The following is a 14,871-nucleotide window of genomic DNA, read 5'->3' as shown; positions in this document are numbered from 1 at the left end:
TTTAATTTTGGTCTCTAGTCAAAACGTCAGTTTTTGTCATTTCGACGATAGGAGAAATCTTACTAATAAATACAAAAAATCAATTGATGAGCAATTCATTCGGGTCATTATTCAAGATCACTACATTTGGAGAATCACATGGCAAAGCTATAGGCGTAACGGTCGATGGCTGTCCAGCCGGAATTGATGTTGATGAAGCCTTTATCCAGTCTGAGCTGGAAAGAAGAAAGCCTGGTCAATCCAAGATCACAACTCAAAGAAAAGAACCAGACAGCTTTGATATTCTATCTGGTGTATTCGAGGGCAAAACCACAGGCACACCCATAGCCATGGTGATCCACAATACCGATCAGAAAAGTAAAGATTACGCTCATATTGCCAAATCATTTAGGCCTTCTCATGCCGATTTTACCTATCAAGAAAAATACGGAATCAGAGACTATAGAGGAGGTGGCAGAAGCTCAGCTAGAGAAACAGCCGCTCGTGTAGCCGCAGGGGCTTTGGCCAAATTGGCTTTGCGTCAATTGGGCATTGAGGTATTTGCCTACGTGTCTCAAGTAGGCGAATTAAAGACTAAAAAATCTTATCTGGAACTTGACCTTTCCAAGACTGAAAACAACATAGTGCGTTGCCCAGACGAAACTATCGCCGAAGAGATGATCGCTTTCATTGATGGTGTTAGAAAAAATGGAGACACTGTGGGTGGTGTAGTTACAGGTGTAATCACAGGTACACCTGTTGGATTGGGAGAGCCGGTATTTGACAAGTTACACGCAAGACTCGGATCAGCCATGCTTGGCATCAATGCCGTGAAAGGCTTTGAATATGGCAGCGGATTTGAAGGCGCCAAAATGAAAGGTTCAGCACACAACGACATTATCGAAAAGGACGGAGATCAGATAAAAACCCTCACCAATCTATCAGGGGGCATACAAGGAGGAATCTCCAATGGAGAAGACATTTATTTCAATGTAGCCTTCAAACCAGTAGCTACTATCATGAGAGATCAGGACTCAGTCGATCAGGATGGAAATAAAATAACTGTTTCTGGCAAAGGTCGTCACGACCCTTGTGTAGTCCCAAGAGCTGTACCTATAGTAGAAGCTATGTCTGCCTTAACTATTCTTGATTTTTATCTGCTCAATAAGTCTACAATATTAAAAGCTTAGTATCTTGGCGAATTCCATAGAATCCATGGGATAATTAAAAAGGATCAAACTAGGCTTAACATATTTTGGCTGATGCATTGGCTTTAGTAAAACAAAACCCTCAGAATGAAAAATTTACCCCTTCACATCAAAATAGTCATTGGTTTAGTCTTGGGTGTCATCTGGGCATTCATTTCTAGTGCTTTAGGTTGGAATAATTTTACTATTACTTGGATAGATCCCTTTGGCGTCATTTTCATTCGATTACTCAAATTTATTGCTGTTCCATTGGTGCTCTTTTCTATTATTAGTGGAGTGTCAGGCTTAAGTGATGTGTCCAAATTGGGTCGATTGGGCGGTAAGACCCTTGGTGCTTATATGATCACTACAGTGGCTGCTGTTGGAATCGGATTGCTCTTGGTTAACTTAGTCAAGCCTGGGAATTTTGTTGAGAAAGACCAACGTGTAAAAAATCGAATTGCCTTTGAACTTTGGCTCCAAGATCAAAAAATGGGCATCCCACAAGATGGAGCGTCTTATCTCAATGACCCCGCCTATCAGCACCTGATCACAGATGCGCAAAAAGCCAATCAGCTTTCGGAAAAAGACAAAGCTGAAGTAGCCAAACGAATGGCCAGTGCTCAAAAACAGAAGGAGGTTAGTCCGCTACAATTCATTGTAGACATGGTACCCGAGAATGTGATTTTCTCTATCTCCAACAATGGTTTGATGCTGCAAGTCATCTTCTTCTCCATCTTCTTTGGTATCACCTTGGTCATGGTGCCTGATGACAAGAAAAAACCTGTAGTGGATTTTATCCAAAGTATGAACGAGGTCTTTCTTAAAATGGTAAATATGGTGATGGGTGCGGCTCCTTATTTTGTCTTCGCTTTGCTGGCTGGTGTGATCGCGAAAATGGCAGATACTCCTGCAGAAGTATTTGAAATATTTTTAGGCCTGGGTTCCTATTCGCTCACTTTGTTGGCTGGGTTGTTCTTCTTGGTATTTGTGTTTTACCCACTGATCATGAGGCTCTTCGTGCCGAAACTGTCGTACAAAGAATTTTTCAAAAACATTAGCCCTGCTCAGTTTCTGGCTTTCTCTACGAGCTCTAGTGCGGCTACTTTGCCAGTCACGCTAGAATGCGTAGAAGACAATATGGGCGTATCCAATAACATCGCCAGCTTTGTGCTGCCAGTTGGCGCCACTGTCAATATGGATGGTACGAGTTTGTACCAGGCCGTAGCCGTAGTCTTTCTGGCTCAGCTTCACATGGTGGATCTCACGGTAGCTCAGCAGCTCACGATCGTACTGACGGCTACATTAGCATCCATAGGCGCTGCCGCTACACCAAGTGCTGGCTTGGTGATGATGATCATCGTCCTACAATCCGTAGGCCTCAACCCTGCCTGGGTAGCTATCATCTTCCCTGTAGATCGTATCCTTGACATGTGCCGTACAGTCGTAAATGTAACTGGTGACGCCACAGTAGCCACACTTGTCGCCAAGAGCGAAGGGGAGTTGAGTAAGTATTGAATCTGAAATTCCATAGATGAATCAGAATTTAACTATTTCTAGGGTTGACAGGATTGTATTTGTACTTAGGCAATGTAGTCTTTCAGCTATAATTTCCGTATTGCTGGATACAAATATGAATTTCAGTTATTTAACCTTCATACTAGTTTTTGGATTTTTGTTAGTGACTCTTATATATTTTCAAAGAAGAAAAATAGGTATAAAGTCCAATTATCCATTGCCATTTTTTTGGTTAAAGCTTAAAAAAGTTGGAGCGCATGTGTATCCAATCATTTACATTGTAATAATAGTTTATGTATTTAATTATAGACATTCTGTATATCAATTAAATAGAGAATTTGATCTATCTAGATATTCTTGGGCATTAAAAAATGTAATAGATGGAGGTAATGTTTTATTTGATGATAATTATCAAGTTGGATTTTACAAAGAACAATTGTCGTTACCATCAAAAATGGATTGGTTGAATCTCTCATATAGAATTGAACCAAATAATAGAATTCGACTTTTTAATAGAACTGGAAATAGTGAAATTTTCAAATTCTTAATTGATGAGAACCCTCTTACTTATGATTATTTTACTAAATCAGATTTTTTGACAATTAAGCATCAGAACTTCACAATGGTTTTTGAAAAAATATAATTTCACCCTTCTCGGTCGCAATTACCTTACAACTGGATTTCCTTGGCATTTCAAATGCCCTTGGTAGATTAATAACGCATCACAGATGCGCTCAAGCTTATTCCATTCAAAATCAAAAGAGTCTCAACTGAACCAAACAAAGAACCTAAGTGTTTCGTATCTTTGTAATCTCTAGTAAAAAGAAAAGAAGATGTCTGAAGCAGTAGCAAACACCCCAGTAAATATATATTTCGAGTCTAATCCGAATCCAAACACGTTGAAGTTTGTAGCGAACTTTATGTTGGTACCTGAAGGCACCAATTTCGATTATCCATCTCCAGAACGAGCAACCAATTCTGAGTTGGCGCAAGAGTTATTCACTTTCCCATTTGTGAAAGGTGTATTCGTGATGAGCAACTTCATCACCGTATCGAAAGATGAAGCTACAGAATGGGAAGAAGTACGCGACGGCATCAAAGAACACATCAAAGGTTATTTGGAGTCTGGTAAACTGGCCGTGAATCTCTCTCAGCCTTACGCAGAGCCTAAGCAAGAAAATGCTGCGCCGAAAGCACCAGTTTCTGATCTAGATGAAAACATCAAAGGCATCTTGGACGAATATATCCGCCCTGCAGTAGAGCAAGATGGTGGCGCCATTGATTTCCATTCTTTTGAAGATGGAAAAGTGAAAGTGGTACTACAAGGCGCTTGTAGTGGATGTCCTTCCTCTACCCTCACACTCAAAGCAGGCATCGAAAATCTTCTGAAAAGAATGGTACCTGAGGTGCAGGAAGTAGAGGCGATAAATGGTTAACCAAAGCACGTCATTACCCGATGGCTTTGACGAAGAGAAAAGACATTCGGGTAATCCGTCAGTGTTGAGCCCTGCCTTTTCAAACATTCTACTGCCTAATGGAGATCGCCCCAACAAACAAGGGCTATGACTATCAAATAAAAACGTCATTACCCGCTTCGACAGAGGAGAATTCGGGTGATCTGTTAAGATGACAGCTGCACTTTTCGATCATTCTGCCGTGCTTGAGATAGCCCGGATAAACACGGGATATGACGTTGTTTATTGTTACTTTTATTCATGGCCAAAGGTGGATATATCTACATCGTTTCCAATAAAAACAGAACTGTTCTTTACACAGGTGTAACTTCCAATCTCCACAATAGAATCTACGAACACAAAAATGGTCTCGGTGCTTCGTTCACTAAAAAGTATAATTGTACTGATTTGTTGTACTATGAATTCTTTACAGATATTGAGTCTGCAATCCATAGAGAAAAGCGAATTAAAAAGTATAAGAGAGAGTGGAAGGAAAACCTTATCCATGAAATGAATCCTGAAATGAGAGATTTGTTTGATGAGATTAGTGAAATGAAGTAACAATATATTAACCGTCATTACCCGATGGGTTTGACGGAGGAACTTCCGATAGCTATCCGTAATGGGTAATCTGCAAATGGTAGGAGCTACCCTTTCAATCATTGTGCAATCCGAAGGGGATCACCCGGATAAACCGGGTGATGACGAATGATTGCGAACTAGGATGGGGATTAAATCATTTCACCCCCAAAACCTCCTTCGAGATATGCATAGTCACGAGCATATTCGGGGCATCAACTACCTCAGCGATTTTAAGATCTCCTGCCAAAGAGCATAGGATGTAAGCGTCCTCCTTACTCAAATCATGTTCACTGACCAAATACTCAATCATGTATTGGACTGCTTTCTTAGTGGCAATATCAATGGACGGGCCAAAGGCAGTTACGGCATAATAGTCGTCCGTTTCGTACTGGGGTTCATTGAGATAAGGTTTTTGCCCTTTCAGCAACTTCAACTCAAACACAAATCGCATGGGAGATTCTACAGCCGTACCGGACACTTCACCCAGCCCTTGTACCGCATGCGCATCACCGATTGAAAATAAAGCACCCTCAACAAAGACAGGGAAATAAACAGTGGTACCCTCGACGATATTTGGGTCATCCATATTGCCTCCATTTGCCCTCGGAGGAATAGTCGAAAGCAACGAATCAGTATCTGGTGCCACCCCCATCACACCAGCAAATGGACGTGTCGGTATTTTAATCTTATCAGAGAAATGAATCACTTTTTCTGTACTGTCAATCTTGAACGTCTTAAGATAAGGTTCCATATAAGTATCCGCCAGAAAACCAAACCCCGGAAAAATGGCAGACCACCCCCAGTCACCTACATCTATCTTGTGCATGGTCACAGCGAGGACATCACCAGGCTGCGCTTCTTCTACATAGATGGGGCCTGTGAGGGGGTGAATCGGGTCGAATGAAACATTCGCCATATCATTCACAGTAGAATTAACATTTAACTGTGCATCTGTAGCCTCTTCAGTAAAGGCTTCCACTATAGCACCACTGGGTACAGACAGGACAGGAGCAATGGTTCTACTCCATTTGTTGTGCTTATGTGTCGCAGGTAACGTGTACTCTGGAACAACTTCTGGTTTTCCCTTTTCAGACATGGGCTGACATGAAAAGAGAATGGATAGAGATAAGACTGTGGTTAATGCTTTCATATTTTAAATATAATCAAAATTGAAAATCACAGTGTCAAAACAAAAACAGCTCAGGGTTTAAACCCTGAGCTGTTCATCGTTATGAAATTTTTATATTTAAAACTCAAACTTGATACCCTGAGCCAAAGGCAAGTCTGTACCAAAGTTGATCGTGTTCGTTTGGCGTCTCATGTAAACTTTCCAAGCATCAGATCCAGACTCACGTCCTCCACCAGTTTCTTTCTCTCCACCAAATGCACCACCAATCTCAGCACCAGAAGTACCAATGTTTACATTAGCAATTCCACAATCGGAACCACCATGAGATAAGAACATTTCTGACTCTCTCATATTCTGCGTCATAATTGCAGAAGACAATCCTTGTGGCACATCATTCTGAATCGCAATAGCGTCTTCAATATTTTTGTATTTGATCAAATACAGGATAGGAGCAAAAGTCTCATGCTGTACAATTTCAAAATGATTTTCTACCTCATATATGGCTGGCTTCACATAGCATCCAGATTCGTATCCTTCACCAGAAAGGACTTCACCATCTACCACTACTTTTGAGCCCTCGGCTTTGCCTTTTTTGATCGCCTCACTATACATATCTACGGCAAGTGTGTCAATTAATGGCCCTACGTGATTGGACTCATCCAGAGGATTACCAATTTTCAATTGCTCGTAAGCGCTTTTCAATTTGCTTTTCACATCCTCATAAATGTCTTCGTGAATGATGAGTCTTCTAGTAGAAGTACATCGCTGTCCAGCCGTCCCTACGGCACCAAAAACAGCACCAATCAAAGACATATCCAAATCGGCATGCTTAGAAATAATGATGGCATTGTTTCCACCTAATTCTAATAATGCTCTTCCTAATCTCGCGCCTACTGCTTCACCAACAGCCTTACCCATGCGAGTAGAACCAGTGGCAGAGACCAAAGGCACTCGCTTATCATTAGACATCAATTGTCCAATTTTTGCATCCCCAATGATCAGATTATTTACACCCTCAGCAACACCATTCGCTCTGAATACTTTGTCTGTAATGTGCTGACAGGCAATCGCGGTGATTGGTGTTTTTTCACTTGGTTTCCAAAGACAAACATCTCCACAAACCCAGGCCAAAGCACTGTTCCATGCCCAAACTGCCACTGGGAAGTTGAAGGCTGAAATGATGCCCACAATACCTAATGGATGATACTGCTCATACATTCTATGGCTAGGTCTTTCAGAATGCATAGTCAAACCATACATCTGACGAGACAGCCCTACAGCGAAATCACAGATGTCGATCATCTCTTGCACTTCGCCCAATCCTTCTTGGTATGACTTACCCATTTCGTAAGAAACCAATTTACCCAAATCTTCTTTGTGCTCTCTTAAGGCTTCGCCTACCTGACGAACAATTTCACCTCTTTTTGGTCCTGGAACCAGTCGCCAAGATTTGAATGCTTCAGAAGCTGTTTTAATAATTTCTTCATAAGTTTCTTCTGAGCCAGAAGTCACTTTTCCGATCAATTTTCCATCTGCTGGAGAATAGGATTCTATGACTGCACCATTGGATTTGATCCAATTAGAACCAGTGCTTGATCCCATGTTTAGTTCCTCAATGCCGAGGTTTTTGAGTGCTTGCGCTATGCCGAATTTGTCTGCCATTTCTGTGTTAATTAGAGTTGCCGCAAAAATAGATGATCCTATTGATTAATAGGATTGATACATAAAAAATCCCCGAACGAGCGGGGATTATGTTAAAATCGTATCAGAAAGAAAGGTTTTTACCAGCCAATGCCATAATAGGCTTTCTCTCCGCCCTCATACATTCCTTCAATTAACAAACCTGATCCGTCATTGGTTCTTGTTAATGCTCTGGACAAATCTTCTACGGAAAGAATGGGTCGCTTATCTACTGCCGTGACTATAAATCCAGCCTTGATGCCAGCTTCTCTCCACTTGCCCGCTTCTACGTTCAACAGCTTGGCACCCCCTTCTATTTTCAATGTTTCCTTTTCATCTTTAGACAAGTCTGCGAAAGTGCCTCCTTGAATCGTCATGTTGTTGGATGAAGCAATTGTGGTAGTGGTGCCCAAAGTATTTTTCAAAGTAGCAGTTACTGTTTTCTCCTTTCCATTTCTGATGAGTGTTACTTTTACTTTGTCCCCAGGTCTGTTCAAAGCTACTTTCTCTTGCAACTCAGAGGTTTTGGTCACTTTTTCTCCTTGTACTGCTATGATGACGTCTCCATTTTCAATGCCTGCATCATCTGCTCCACTGTTCGGATTTACGTTGATGACATAAACCCCCTCTAGCACATTCAAATCTTCATCTTCGGCCAACTGAGCGTTCACGTCCCTTATGTTAATTCCAAGTAGTGCTCTTTGTACCACACCAAACTCTTTTAGATCTGCTAATACTTTGTCTACCAAGTTAGATGGTACGGCAAAAGAATAACCAGCATAAGTCCCTGTAGGGGTGGCAATCGCAGTATTTATCCCTACCAATTCTCCTCTTAGGTTCACCAAGGCGCCTCCTGAATTTCCTGGATTGACTGCCGCATCTGTCTGCAGAAAAGATTCTATTTGAAGGTTATTCCTATTTCTTAATATATTAATGTTTCTTCCTTTGGCACTTATGATGCCTGCAGTTACTGTAGACCTAAACTCAAACGGATTCCCAACTGCCAATACCCATTCTCCAATTTGGACCTGATCAGAATTTCCCACCTTCACAAATGGCAGACCTGAGGCTTCTATTTTCAACAAAGCCAAATCAGTGGTAGGGTCTGTCCCCACAATTTCTGCTTTATAAGTTCTGTTGTCATTCAGCAGAACTTCAATTTCAGTGGCATTTTCAATCACATGATTATTAGTGGCTATATAGCCATCTTGACCAATAATGACACCACTACCAGACCCCATAGATTGGCGCTGTTGTGGCTGGCTGCCTCCTTGTGGGTCACCAAAAAACTGCCTGAAATATTCATCAAATTGATTGGTTCCTTGCCCCATTCGTGATGTGCCTTCAAATGTACTTCTAATATGCACCACACCTGGAGTTACTGCTTTAGCAGCATATACAAAATTGAGCCCTTCTGGAACTATCATTGCAGATGAGTCCAGCTCATAATTTGAAAATCTGACTGGCTGACTTTCTGCCTGAATCACACGAACCTGATCCTCTTTGACCAGCTGATATCCACCTAGTGCTACTATTCCACCCAACATGGAGGCAAATACCATTCTAATAAAAAACTGTCTATTATTCATTTCTCTTAGTTTTTACATTGTTCCGACCAATTAACGTCATATAAATTTAATGGATAATAATGTTAACAACATTTAACAAAAAACCCCGACAAGCAGGCTAGAGGCCAGTTGCCGGGGTTAAAACCAACCTCAACTTACTAACTATTATTTGATAGCAATGGTCTTCTTCTGAATCTTCTTCTCATCCTTAGGGATGGTGATGTTCAGAAGGCCATCCTCATATTTTGCTTCTACCTTATCCGCATCTATGTTGTCTGGCAAGTGAAAAGACCTGCTGAAAGAGCCATATCTGGTTTCAACAGAATGGAAATTTTTCTCCTCTTTCTTTTCTTCAAATTTTCTTTCTCCACTTACGATCAATTGACCTTCATTTAAGTCAATCTTGATTTCATCCTTCTTGATGCCTGGTACGGCAAAACTCAATTCGAATGCCTTATCTGTTTCAGAAATATCTACCTGTGGGGTAAATGATTTTCCAACAGTCACATCGTTATTGAAAAAACGATCATTGAACAAGTCATCAAACAGATTGTTTGTAGTGAATGTTCTTAGGGTTCTTGGGTTATACTTAATCAATGACATTTTATTTTAGTTTTTTGTTGAACAATAAATTCATGAAGCCCTATTGCGAATTATATGCCAGCTGGAAAATTTGATTACTTTAGTGCCATTATGGCTGTATTCAAGTGGAAAATAGATTTTATTGCGCCATTTTGTCTGATTATATCAAAAGCACTTCCGCTTTTTGTCGGATTGATCAGGGATTCATTTGAATCAGAAATAATCTTGAAATTTTTTTGAAGACATGTATTGTAGAATTAAAAAGAAGCCGCTAATATTGCAGTCCCAAAATCAGGGAGTTATTCAAAAGCGAATATCTAATACATAAAATTCCTCTTTAGCTCAGCTGGTTAGAGCATCTGACTGTTAATCAGAGGGTCGTTGGTTCGAGTCCAACAAGAGGAGCAAGCAAAGGCAATTTTCGAAAGGAAGTTGCCTTTTTTGTTTTAGATTTATCTATGCAAACTGTCGACATCAAACAAGAATCTTACTTTCCGCATAATTTCAAAATTTTTGGAGGAGTCTTAATTTTTGGCGCTTTGGCTTCTCTTCTCATCAGTACAGATATATCCTTAGTAAGCGTACTTGTGTCATTACTATTAGTCCTTCTCGGAGTATTGATGATTTTCGTAAGATATGGTTTGAGAATTGACCCAGGTACAAAAACTTATACAGAATATACTTGGTTGTTAGGCTTGAAATTAGGGCAACCTGAGTCCTTCCATTTTATTGACAAGTTTTATATCAACCAAGTGACTGAACAAGCATTGGCAACCACTAGAACAGGTGCCAAGTTTGATATTAAAAATAGAATTTTCAAAGCTTATATTAGACTAGACAATGGAGAAAAACTTCACCTAGACACAGATAAAAACGAAGAAACATTGACAAGGAGACTGACCCAGTACAAAAACATTCTTGGTTCAGTCTATCACTCAACTGACTAATTATTAAATATCATTTAGGCTCCTGCCGTTCATCAATACTGTTAAGAAGTTGCTCTAACGAACTTTTCACCAAATCATTCTTAGTTTTATTGAGCATAAGCTCAGCTTTTTTCTTTGTAATGTTCAAGTTGGAATTTGGAAAAGTCTCAAACAATTTAGGAAATGCCGTGTCTATACCCTCACAAAACGCTTTGATCTCTTGCTCAGAGAAACCATCCTCTTTATTGACATAGTCTAAGTAGTTATTGTAATTTTTTAAAAGAGTAGTTTCATTAGACTTAATAACCCTCCTTGTATTAGAAGAATTAGGATCATCAGACTCCTTTAAAATGTTTTCATTACCCAATTTGAAATAATAGACTTGTAAATCTAATCCGAACTTATACAACTCTACCAACTCCATGCCATATACAAACTTGTCTTGGCGATTTGTCGAGTAATAAACATCTGAATAACTCCTAAATTCATCAAAAAAATTTGATGCAATCTCATTTCTGTGACTAAGACCCAATTGTTCATCATTCAAAACAGCCATATAATTTTGGCGGTCAATTAATTTCTTAAAAACAGGTGCTGTATCAGGGTTTTTTAGCTCAGGGTATCTTTCTCCCTCAGGGGTGTTAAACCTTATTTCTCTATAAACTTCTTTGTAATCTTCTGGATTCCAAAAACGCTTTTCCATTGGAAACCTTGACTCAACGCCATTCCCACAACTCAACATAAAACTGAAAAGGATAAAAAGAGCAATTTTGTGCTTCATGTTTTTGATTTTTTTGATTTTGGCTAAGATATAAATCAAAATCGAATTTGGGTGTTTTCATATGCTGATAACGCACTCAACATACTATCAATTTTAACCTGCCATTTAAGTTGTTTGCCCAGCAAGTAACTATGATTTGTGTCAAAATCATATTCTGCTTGCATGGCATTTCTTTTAGCTTCTATATAAACATATGTCTTATTGAGCATACTGCTGGTAGGGACATCTTTAAACTTTGAGATTTCTTTCCGAAATATTCTTGCCCAAATTTCTGTTATATGAAAATGATACAATTCATGCCTCAACAAATCATCGTTTTGTAAATCGTCAATATACACATAAGACCTCGCAGGATGAAAATAGCTATTGACATTAACTATTCCCTTGTGCTTTTTAAATTCAATTCCTGAAGTAATGAATGCAAATTTGTTTCCCCCTTGAAGAGTTTGGCCAGGTAACTTAAGGCCATTAAAATCCTTCAAAGATATTTTCTCAACATTTGAATAATGTATTGGTTTGGAATAGTCAAATATGTTAACCTCAAATATTACCGCCACTAATGTTAAGCTTATTCCGCAGAATAAAACAAGCATGTGAGTGCGAAAAAAATATTTTGACAAATCAATATTTAATGTAGGCTTACGAGCAAGGTTTATCAACTTAATTACATCCAATCCAATGACGGACATGTAAAAAGTAAGCACAATTAGATAAATGTTATTTTTTAACATTAGCTATCATTCTAATTATTATACCAGCAATCATATTCATGAAAATCAACGAGCATCCAACAATACCAGAAATTATAAATCCCTTGGTAGGAGAATTTATCTTGACAAAAAAATCAAATGCCATTTGGTAAGTGATAATAAGAGAGACAAATAACGAAGAGAAAACAAACAACTTTTTTGTATTTAGTTTATACTGATAAAAGGCCAAGAGAAAAAAAGTATTCAAAAAGCAGCATAGTAGTCCAGTAAGCCCAATTGATAATAGTAAATTTTGAAAAAGTTGAATAGCTATATTTATTGAAGCAAAGGATAGCAAACTCCAAGCAAACATTCCAGTCAATTCAACCTTCCTATTTTTGAATATTTTGTTCATTGCTCAATATTAGATGTAATAGGTTTCAAATTCCAAACAATTTTATTCCATCAAAATGTGATTGGCAGGATGTTTAATACATCTGGCAACATCTGTAAATCGCCCCCCGCTACTTTAGCCAGTACATAATAATTAATTTTTCTCAAAATGCTGCTGGCTCCAGGTGTTCCCCATCTGGAGCTTTTTTTATTATTTGGCAGTATCCATATTCTCTTCTTTCTTTGCGCAATCGAAAATAACAGCATGGCGAAAAAAGGAATTCTTCTCGTAAACTTGGGCACACCTGATAGCCCATCAGTGAAAGATGTTAGAAAGTACCTGAGAGAATTTCTCATGGACGAAAGAGTGATTGATATTCCTTTTCTGTCCAGATGGTTCTTGGTGAACGTGATCATCGCCACTTTCCGAAGCCCAAAGTCGGCCAAAGAATACCAAAAGCTCTGGGACGAGCGAGGCTCTCCGCTCAAATACTACGGCGAAGATTTAACAGAAGCAGTGCAACAGCAATTAGGTAATGACTACCAAGTAGAATTGGCGATGCGCTATCAAAATCCGTCCATACGGGAGGGTCTGGATAAACTAAAAAAGGCAGGGATTAATCATATCAAAGTAATCCCTCTATTTCCCCAATATGCCTCTGCATCTAATGGATCCGTGGTTCAAAAGGTGATGGAAATAGTAAGTAGCTGGCAGGTGGTTCCTAAAATAGATTTTGAAGGTCCGTTTTTTGATCATCCTAAATTATTGGAAGCAATTGCTCAAAATGCAAAGATTTGGATGGACGAGCACGACTATGATCACTTCTTGTTCAGCTATCATGGTTTACCCGAAAGACAAATTCTAAAAGCTGAAATCAGTACTTGCCAATTGGGTGATTGCTGTAATTCTTGTCATAGCCAGAACAGATACTGCTATCGCGCGCAGTGTTTTGAAACTACTCGATTGATGACCAAAAAGCTAGGTCTTCCTGAAGACAAAGTATCTACAGCCTTTCAGTCAAGGTTAGGTAAAGACCCATGGATCAAACCCTACACTGATGAAGTACTTACGGAGCTAGCAAAAGCTGGTCATAAGAAGGTATTGGCTTTTTCTCCCGCATTTGTTGCCGACTGCTTAGAAACAACTTTCGAAGTTGGCCAAACATACAAAGAAGATTTCCTGGCTTTGGGTGGTGAGAGATGGGACTTGGTAGAAAGTCTAAATGTCCATCCTTCCTGGATAGACTGTGTTTGTGAATTGGCCAAAAGCTAATTCATCAACTCAGCCAATGCATCTACTGCATAGTCAACCTCTTCTGGCTTGGTGTATTTTGAGAAAGAGAATCGAATGGCTCCTCTTTCTGGGTCTACTCCTAAAGCAGTCAATACATGAGAGCCTATATTTGATCCACTCGCGCAAGCACTGCCCCCACTTGCCGAAATGCCTCTGATATCCAAATTGAATAGCAGCATATCGTTTTCATCTGTGGCAGGTAGGCCTACATTAATTACAGAATAGAGGCTTTCATCCATACTTCCTGAAAGACCGTTAAATGTAGCACCTGATATTTTTTTCTTCAGACCTATTAGCATACGTTCCTTCAAGCTAGAAATATGCTGGCGGTTTTTGTCCATATCACGATACGATATTTCCATGGCTTTGGCTAAGCCAACTATCCCAGCTACGTTTTCTGTACCACCTCTCATGTTGCGCTCTTGCGCTCCACCATGAATAAAAGGCTCTATCTTAGTTTCGTGATTGATATATAAAAATCCGCATCCTTTGGGGCCGTAAATTTTATGCGCGGCACCTACTATAAAGTCAGCCTTCAGTGCAGATAGATCATGCTCGTACTTGCCCAAGGCCTGTACGGTATCCGAATGAAAGTAGCCGTCATTAGCTTTTACTAAATCTCCAATGGCTTGAATATCATTTAGGTTTCCGATTTCATTGTTGGCGTGCATTAGGCTTACAAATGATGGATTTTTTTGTAGTAAAGAGGCCAAATGCTCCATGTCAACTCGACCGTCCTGATCCACATCAACATACTTCAGTTCAACCTTTCTTTCTTTAGCTAGATATTCCAGCGTATGCAATACGGCATGATGTTCCAGTTTGGAGGTGATAGCTGTGTTGATACCAAGACTTTCTATCGAACTACAGATGGCCGTATTATCTGCCTCTGTACCCCCAGAAGTAAAAAAAATCTCGGCAGGCGAAGTGTTCAGCAAATCCGAAATTTTTTTTCTGCATTTCTCTATAGTAGAGCGCGCCTGTCGACCGTGTGAATGGATTGATGAAGGGTTACCATAATTCTCTAGGAAATATGGCTTCATGGCTTCGAAAACTTCGGGATCCATTGGTGTGGTTGCAGAGTTGTCTAGATATACCTTCATTGATTT

Annotated in this window: 15 protein-coding genes and 1 tRNA gene; 8 read left to right on the top strand and 8 right to left on the bottom strand. The window is 39.6% G+C overall.

Going from position 1 to position 14,871, the window contains the following annotated elements:
- Positions 1 to 86 precede the first annotated feature (86 nt).
- From aroC to B9A58_RS11485, 5 genes are all read left to right on the top strand, one after another.
- On the top strand, positions 87 to 1,169 hold the full coding sequence (gene aroC / locus B9A58_RS11505; protein ID WP_084372987.1) for a chorismate synthase: 1,083 nt from the start codon (positions 87 to 89) through the stop codon (positions 1,167 to 1,169).
- 105 nt (positions 1,170 to 1,274) lie between these two features.
- Positions 1,275 to 2,684 carry a dicarboxylate/amino acid:cation symporter gene (locus B9A58_RS11500; RefSeq protein WP_084372986.1) on the top strand — a complete coding sequence of 470 codons (1,410 nt, stop codon included), beginning with the start codon at positions 1,275 to 1,277 and terminating at the stop codon, positions 2,682 to 2,684.
- Between the two features lie 16 nt (positions 2,685 to 2,700).
- Positions 2,701 to 3,327 carry a hypothetical protein gene (locus B9A58_RS11495; protein ID WP_139793846.1) on the top strand — a complete coding sequence of 209 codons (627 nt, stop codon included), beginning with the start codon at positions 2,701 to 2,703 and terminating at the stop codon, positions 3,325 to 3,327.
- 190 nt (positions 3,328 to 3,517) lie between these two features.
- Positions 3,518 to 4,120, top strand: coding sequence for a NifU family protein (locus B9A58_RS11490; RefSeq protein ID WP_084372984.1), 603 nt, complete (start codon positions 3,518 to 3,520; stop codon positions 4,118 to 4,120).
- A gap of 279 nt (positions 4,121 to 4,399) precedes the next feature.
- Positions 4,400 to 4,699 (top strand): GIY-YIG nuclease family protein, encoded by a 300-nt coding sequence (locus B9A58_RS11485; RefSeq protein ID WP_084372983.1) that lies wholly within the window; start codon positions 4,400 to 4,402, stop codon positions 4,697 to 4,699.
- Between the two features lie 175 nt (positions 4,700 to 4,874).
- Here B9A58_RS11485 and B9A58_RS11480 read toward each other — a convergent pair whose 3' ends face one another.
- The 4 genes from B9A58_RS11480 to B9A58_RS11465 all read right to left on the bottom strand — a co-directional run bounded on the left by B9A58_RS11480 (position 4,875) and on the right by B9A58_RS11465 (position 9,700).
- Positions 4,875 to 5,870, bottom strand: a complete 996-nt coding sequence (locus B9A58_RS11480; RefSeq protein WP_084372982.1) for an acetamidase/formamidase family protein — start codon at positions 5,868 to 5,870, stop codon at positions 4,875 to 4,877.
- A 96-nt stretch (positions 5,871 to 5,966) separates the two neighbouring features.
- Positions 5,967 to 7,511, bottom strand: coding sequence for an L-piperidine-6-carboxylate dehydrogenase (gene amaB / locus B9A58_RS11475; protein WP_084372981.1), 1,545 nt, complete (start codon positions 7,509 to 7,511; stop codon positions 5,967 to 5,969).
- A gap of 119 nt (positions 7,512 to 7,630) precedes the next feature.
- The gene (locus B9A58_RS11470) at positions 7,631 to 9,118 is read right to left on the bottom strand and encodes a Do family serine endopeptidase (protein WP_084372980.1); all 1,488 of its coding nucleotides are present in this window, start codon (positions 9,116 to 9,118) and stop codon (positions 7,631 to 7,633) included.
- Positions 9,119 to 9,262: 144 nt separating this feature from the next.
- Entirely contained in the window at positions 9,263 to 9,700 is a 438-nt protein-coding gene (locus tag B9A58_RS11465) for an Hsp20/alpha crystallin family protein (RefSeq protein ID WP_084372979.1), read from the bottom strand.
- Positions 9,701 to 10,010: 310 nt separating this feature from the next.
- On the opposite strand from B9A58_RS11465, the gene B9A58_RS11460 reads away from it, so the two are divergent.
- Positions 10,011 to 10,084 (top strand) — tRNA-Asn (locus B9A58_RS11460).
- Positions 10,085 to 10,137: 53 nt separating this feature from the next.
- Positions 10,138 to 10,626: a hypothetical protein gene (locus B9A58_RS11455; protein ID WP_084372978.1), complete on the top strand. Its 489-nt coding sequence runs from the start codon at positions 10,138 to 10,140 to the stop codon at positions 10,624 to 10,626.
- Between the two features lie 10 nt (positions 10,627 to 10,636).
- Here B9A58_RS11455 and B9A58_RS11450 read toward each other — a convergent pair whose 3' ends face one another.
- From B9A58_RS11450 to B9A58_RS11440, 3 genes are read right to left on the bottom strand one after another with little or no spacing between them, the layout of a single operon-like run.
- Positions 10,637 to 11,386 carry a hypothetical protein gene (locus B9A58_RS11450; RefSeq protein WP_139793845.1) on the bottom strand — a complete coding sequence of 250 codons (750 nt, stop codon included), beginning with the start codon at positions 11,384 to 11,386 and terminating at the stop codon, positions 10,637 to 10,639.
- A gap of 35 nt (positions 11,387 to 11,421) precedes the next feature.
- The gene (locus tag B9A58_RS11445) at positions 11,422 to 12,117 is read right to left on the bottom strand and encodes a hypothetical protein (RefSeq protein WP_084372976.1); all 696 of its coding nucleotides are present in this window, start codon (positions 12,115 to 12,117) and stop codon (positions 11,422 to 11,424) included.
- The gene (locus B9A58_RS11440; RefSeq protein WP_084372975.1) at positions 12,104 to 12,490 is read right to left on the bottom strand and encodes a hypothetical protein; all 387 of its coding nucleotides are present in this window, start codon (positions 12,488 to 12,490) and stop codon (positions 12,104 to 12,106) included. The genes B9A58_RS11445 and B9A58_RS11440 overlap by 14 nt, the downstream gene beginning before the upstream one ends.
- A 243-nt stretch (positions 12,491 to 12,733) precedes the next feature.
- On the opposite strand from B9A58_RS11440, the gene hemH reads away from it, so the two are divergent.
- A complete protein-coding gene (gene hemH / locus B9A58_RS11435; protein ID WP_139793844.1) occupies positions 12,734 to 13,741 on the top strand; it encodes a ferrochelatase in 1,008 nt (335 codons plus the stop codon).
- On the opposite strand, the gene B9A58_RS11430 is transcribed toward hemH, so the two are convergent.
- A complete protein-coding gene (locus B9A58_RS11430) occupies positions 13,738 to 14,865 on the bottom strand; it encodes a cysteine desulfurase family protein (RefSeq protein ID WP_084372973.1) in 1,128 nt (375 codons plus the stop codon). The two genes, hemH and B9A58_RS11430, sit on opposite strands and share 4 nt — an antisense overlap.
- Between the last annotated feature and the right edge of the window lie 6 nt (positions 14,866 to 14,871).

It is taken from the genome of Reichenbachiella faecimaris, from assembly GCF_900176375.1.
In the GTDB taxonomy this organism is placed as follows: domain Bacteria; phylum Bacteroidota; class Bacteroidia; order Cytophagales; family Cyclobacteriaceae; genus Reichenbachiella; species Reichenbachiella faecimaris.
Note: the sequence above shows the minus strand (reverse complement) of the source record. Positions and strands in the feature narration are given on the sequence as shown.

Coding starts and splice junctions, on each gene's coding strand:
- aroC (WP_084372987.1), top strand. CDS start 87: ATGAGCAATTCATTCGGGTCATTATTCAAGATCACTACATTTGGAGAA.
- amaB (WP_084372981.1), bottom strand. CDS start 7,511: ATGGCAGACAAATTCGGCATAGCGCAAGCACTCAAAAACCTCGGCATT.
- B9A58_RS11480 (WP_084372982.1), bottom strand. CDS start 5,870: ATGAAAGCATTAACCACAGTCTTATCTCTATCCATTCTCTTTTCATGT.
- hemH (WP_139793844.1), top strand. CDS start 12,734: ATGGCGAAAAAAGGAATTCTTCTCGTAAACTTGGGCACACCTGATAGC.
- B9A58_RS11465 (WP_084372979.1), bottom strand. CDS start 9,700: ATGTCATTGATTAAGTATAACCCAAGAACCCTAAGAACATTCACTACA.
- B9A58_RS11470 (WP_084372980.1), bottom strand. CDS start 9,118: ATGAATAATAGACAGTTTTTTATTAGAATGGTATTTGCCTCCATGTTG.
- B9A58_RS11485 (WP_084372983.1), top strand. CDS start 4,400: ATGGCCAAAGGTGGATATATCTACATCGTTTCCAATAAAAACAGAACT.
- B9A58_RS11450 (WP_139793845.1), bottom strand. CDS start 11,386: ATGAAGCACAAAATTGCTCTTTTTATCCTTTTCAGTTTTATGTTGAGT.
- B9A58_RS11430 (WP_084372973.1), bottom strand. CDS start 14,865: ATGAAGGTATATCTAGACAACTCTGCAACCACACCAATGGATCCCGAA.
- B9A58_RS11445 (WP_084372976.1), bottom strand. CDS start 12,117: ATGTTAAAAAATAACATTTATCTAATTGTGCTTACTTTTTACATGTCC.
- B9A58_RS11495 (WP_139793846.1), top strand. CDS start 2,701: ATGAATCAGAATTTAACTATTTCTAGGGTTGACAGGATTGTATTTGTA.
- B9A58_RS11455 (WP_084372978.1), top strand. CDS start 10,138: ATGCAAACTGTCGACATCAAACAAGAATCTTACTTTCCGCATAATTTC.
- B9A58_RS11490 (WP_084372984.1), top strand. CDS start 3,518: ATGTCTGAAGCAGTAGCAAACACCCCAGTAAATATATATTTCGAGTCT.
- B9A58_RS11440 (WP_084372975.1), bottom strand. CDS start 12,490: ATGAACAAAATATTCAAAAATAGGAAGGTTGAATTGACTGGAATGTTT.
- B9A58_RS11500 (WP_084372986.1), top strand. CDS start 1,275: ATGAAAAATTTACCCCTTCACATCAAAATAGTCATTGGTTTAGTCTTG.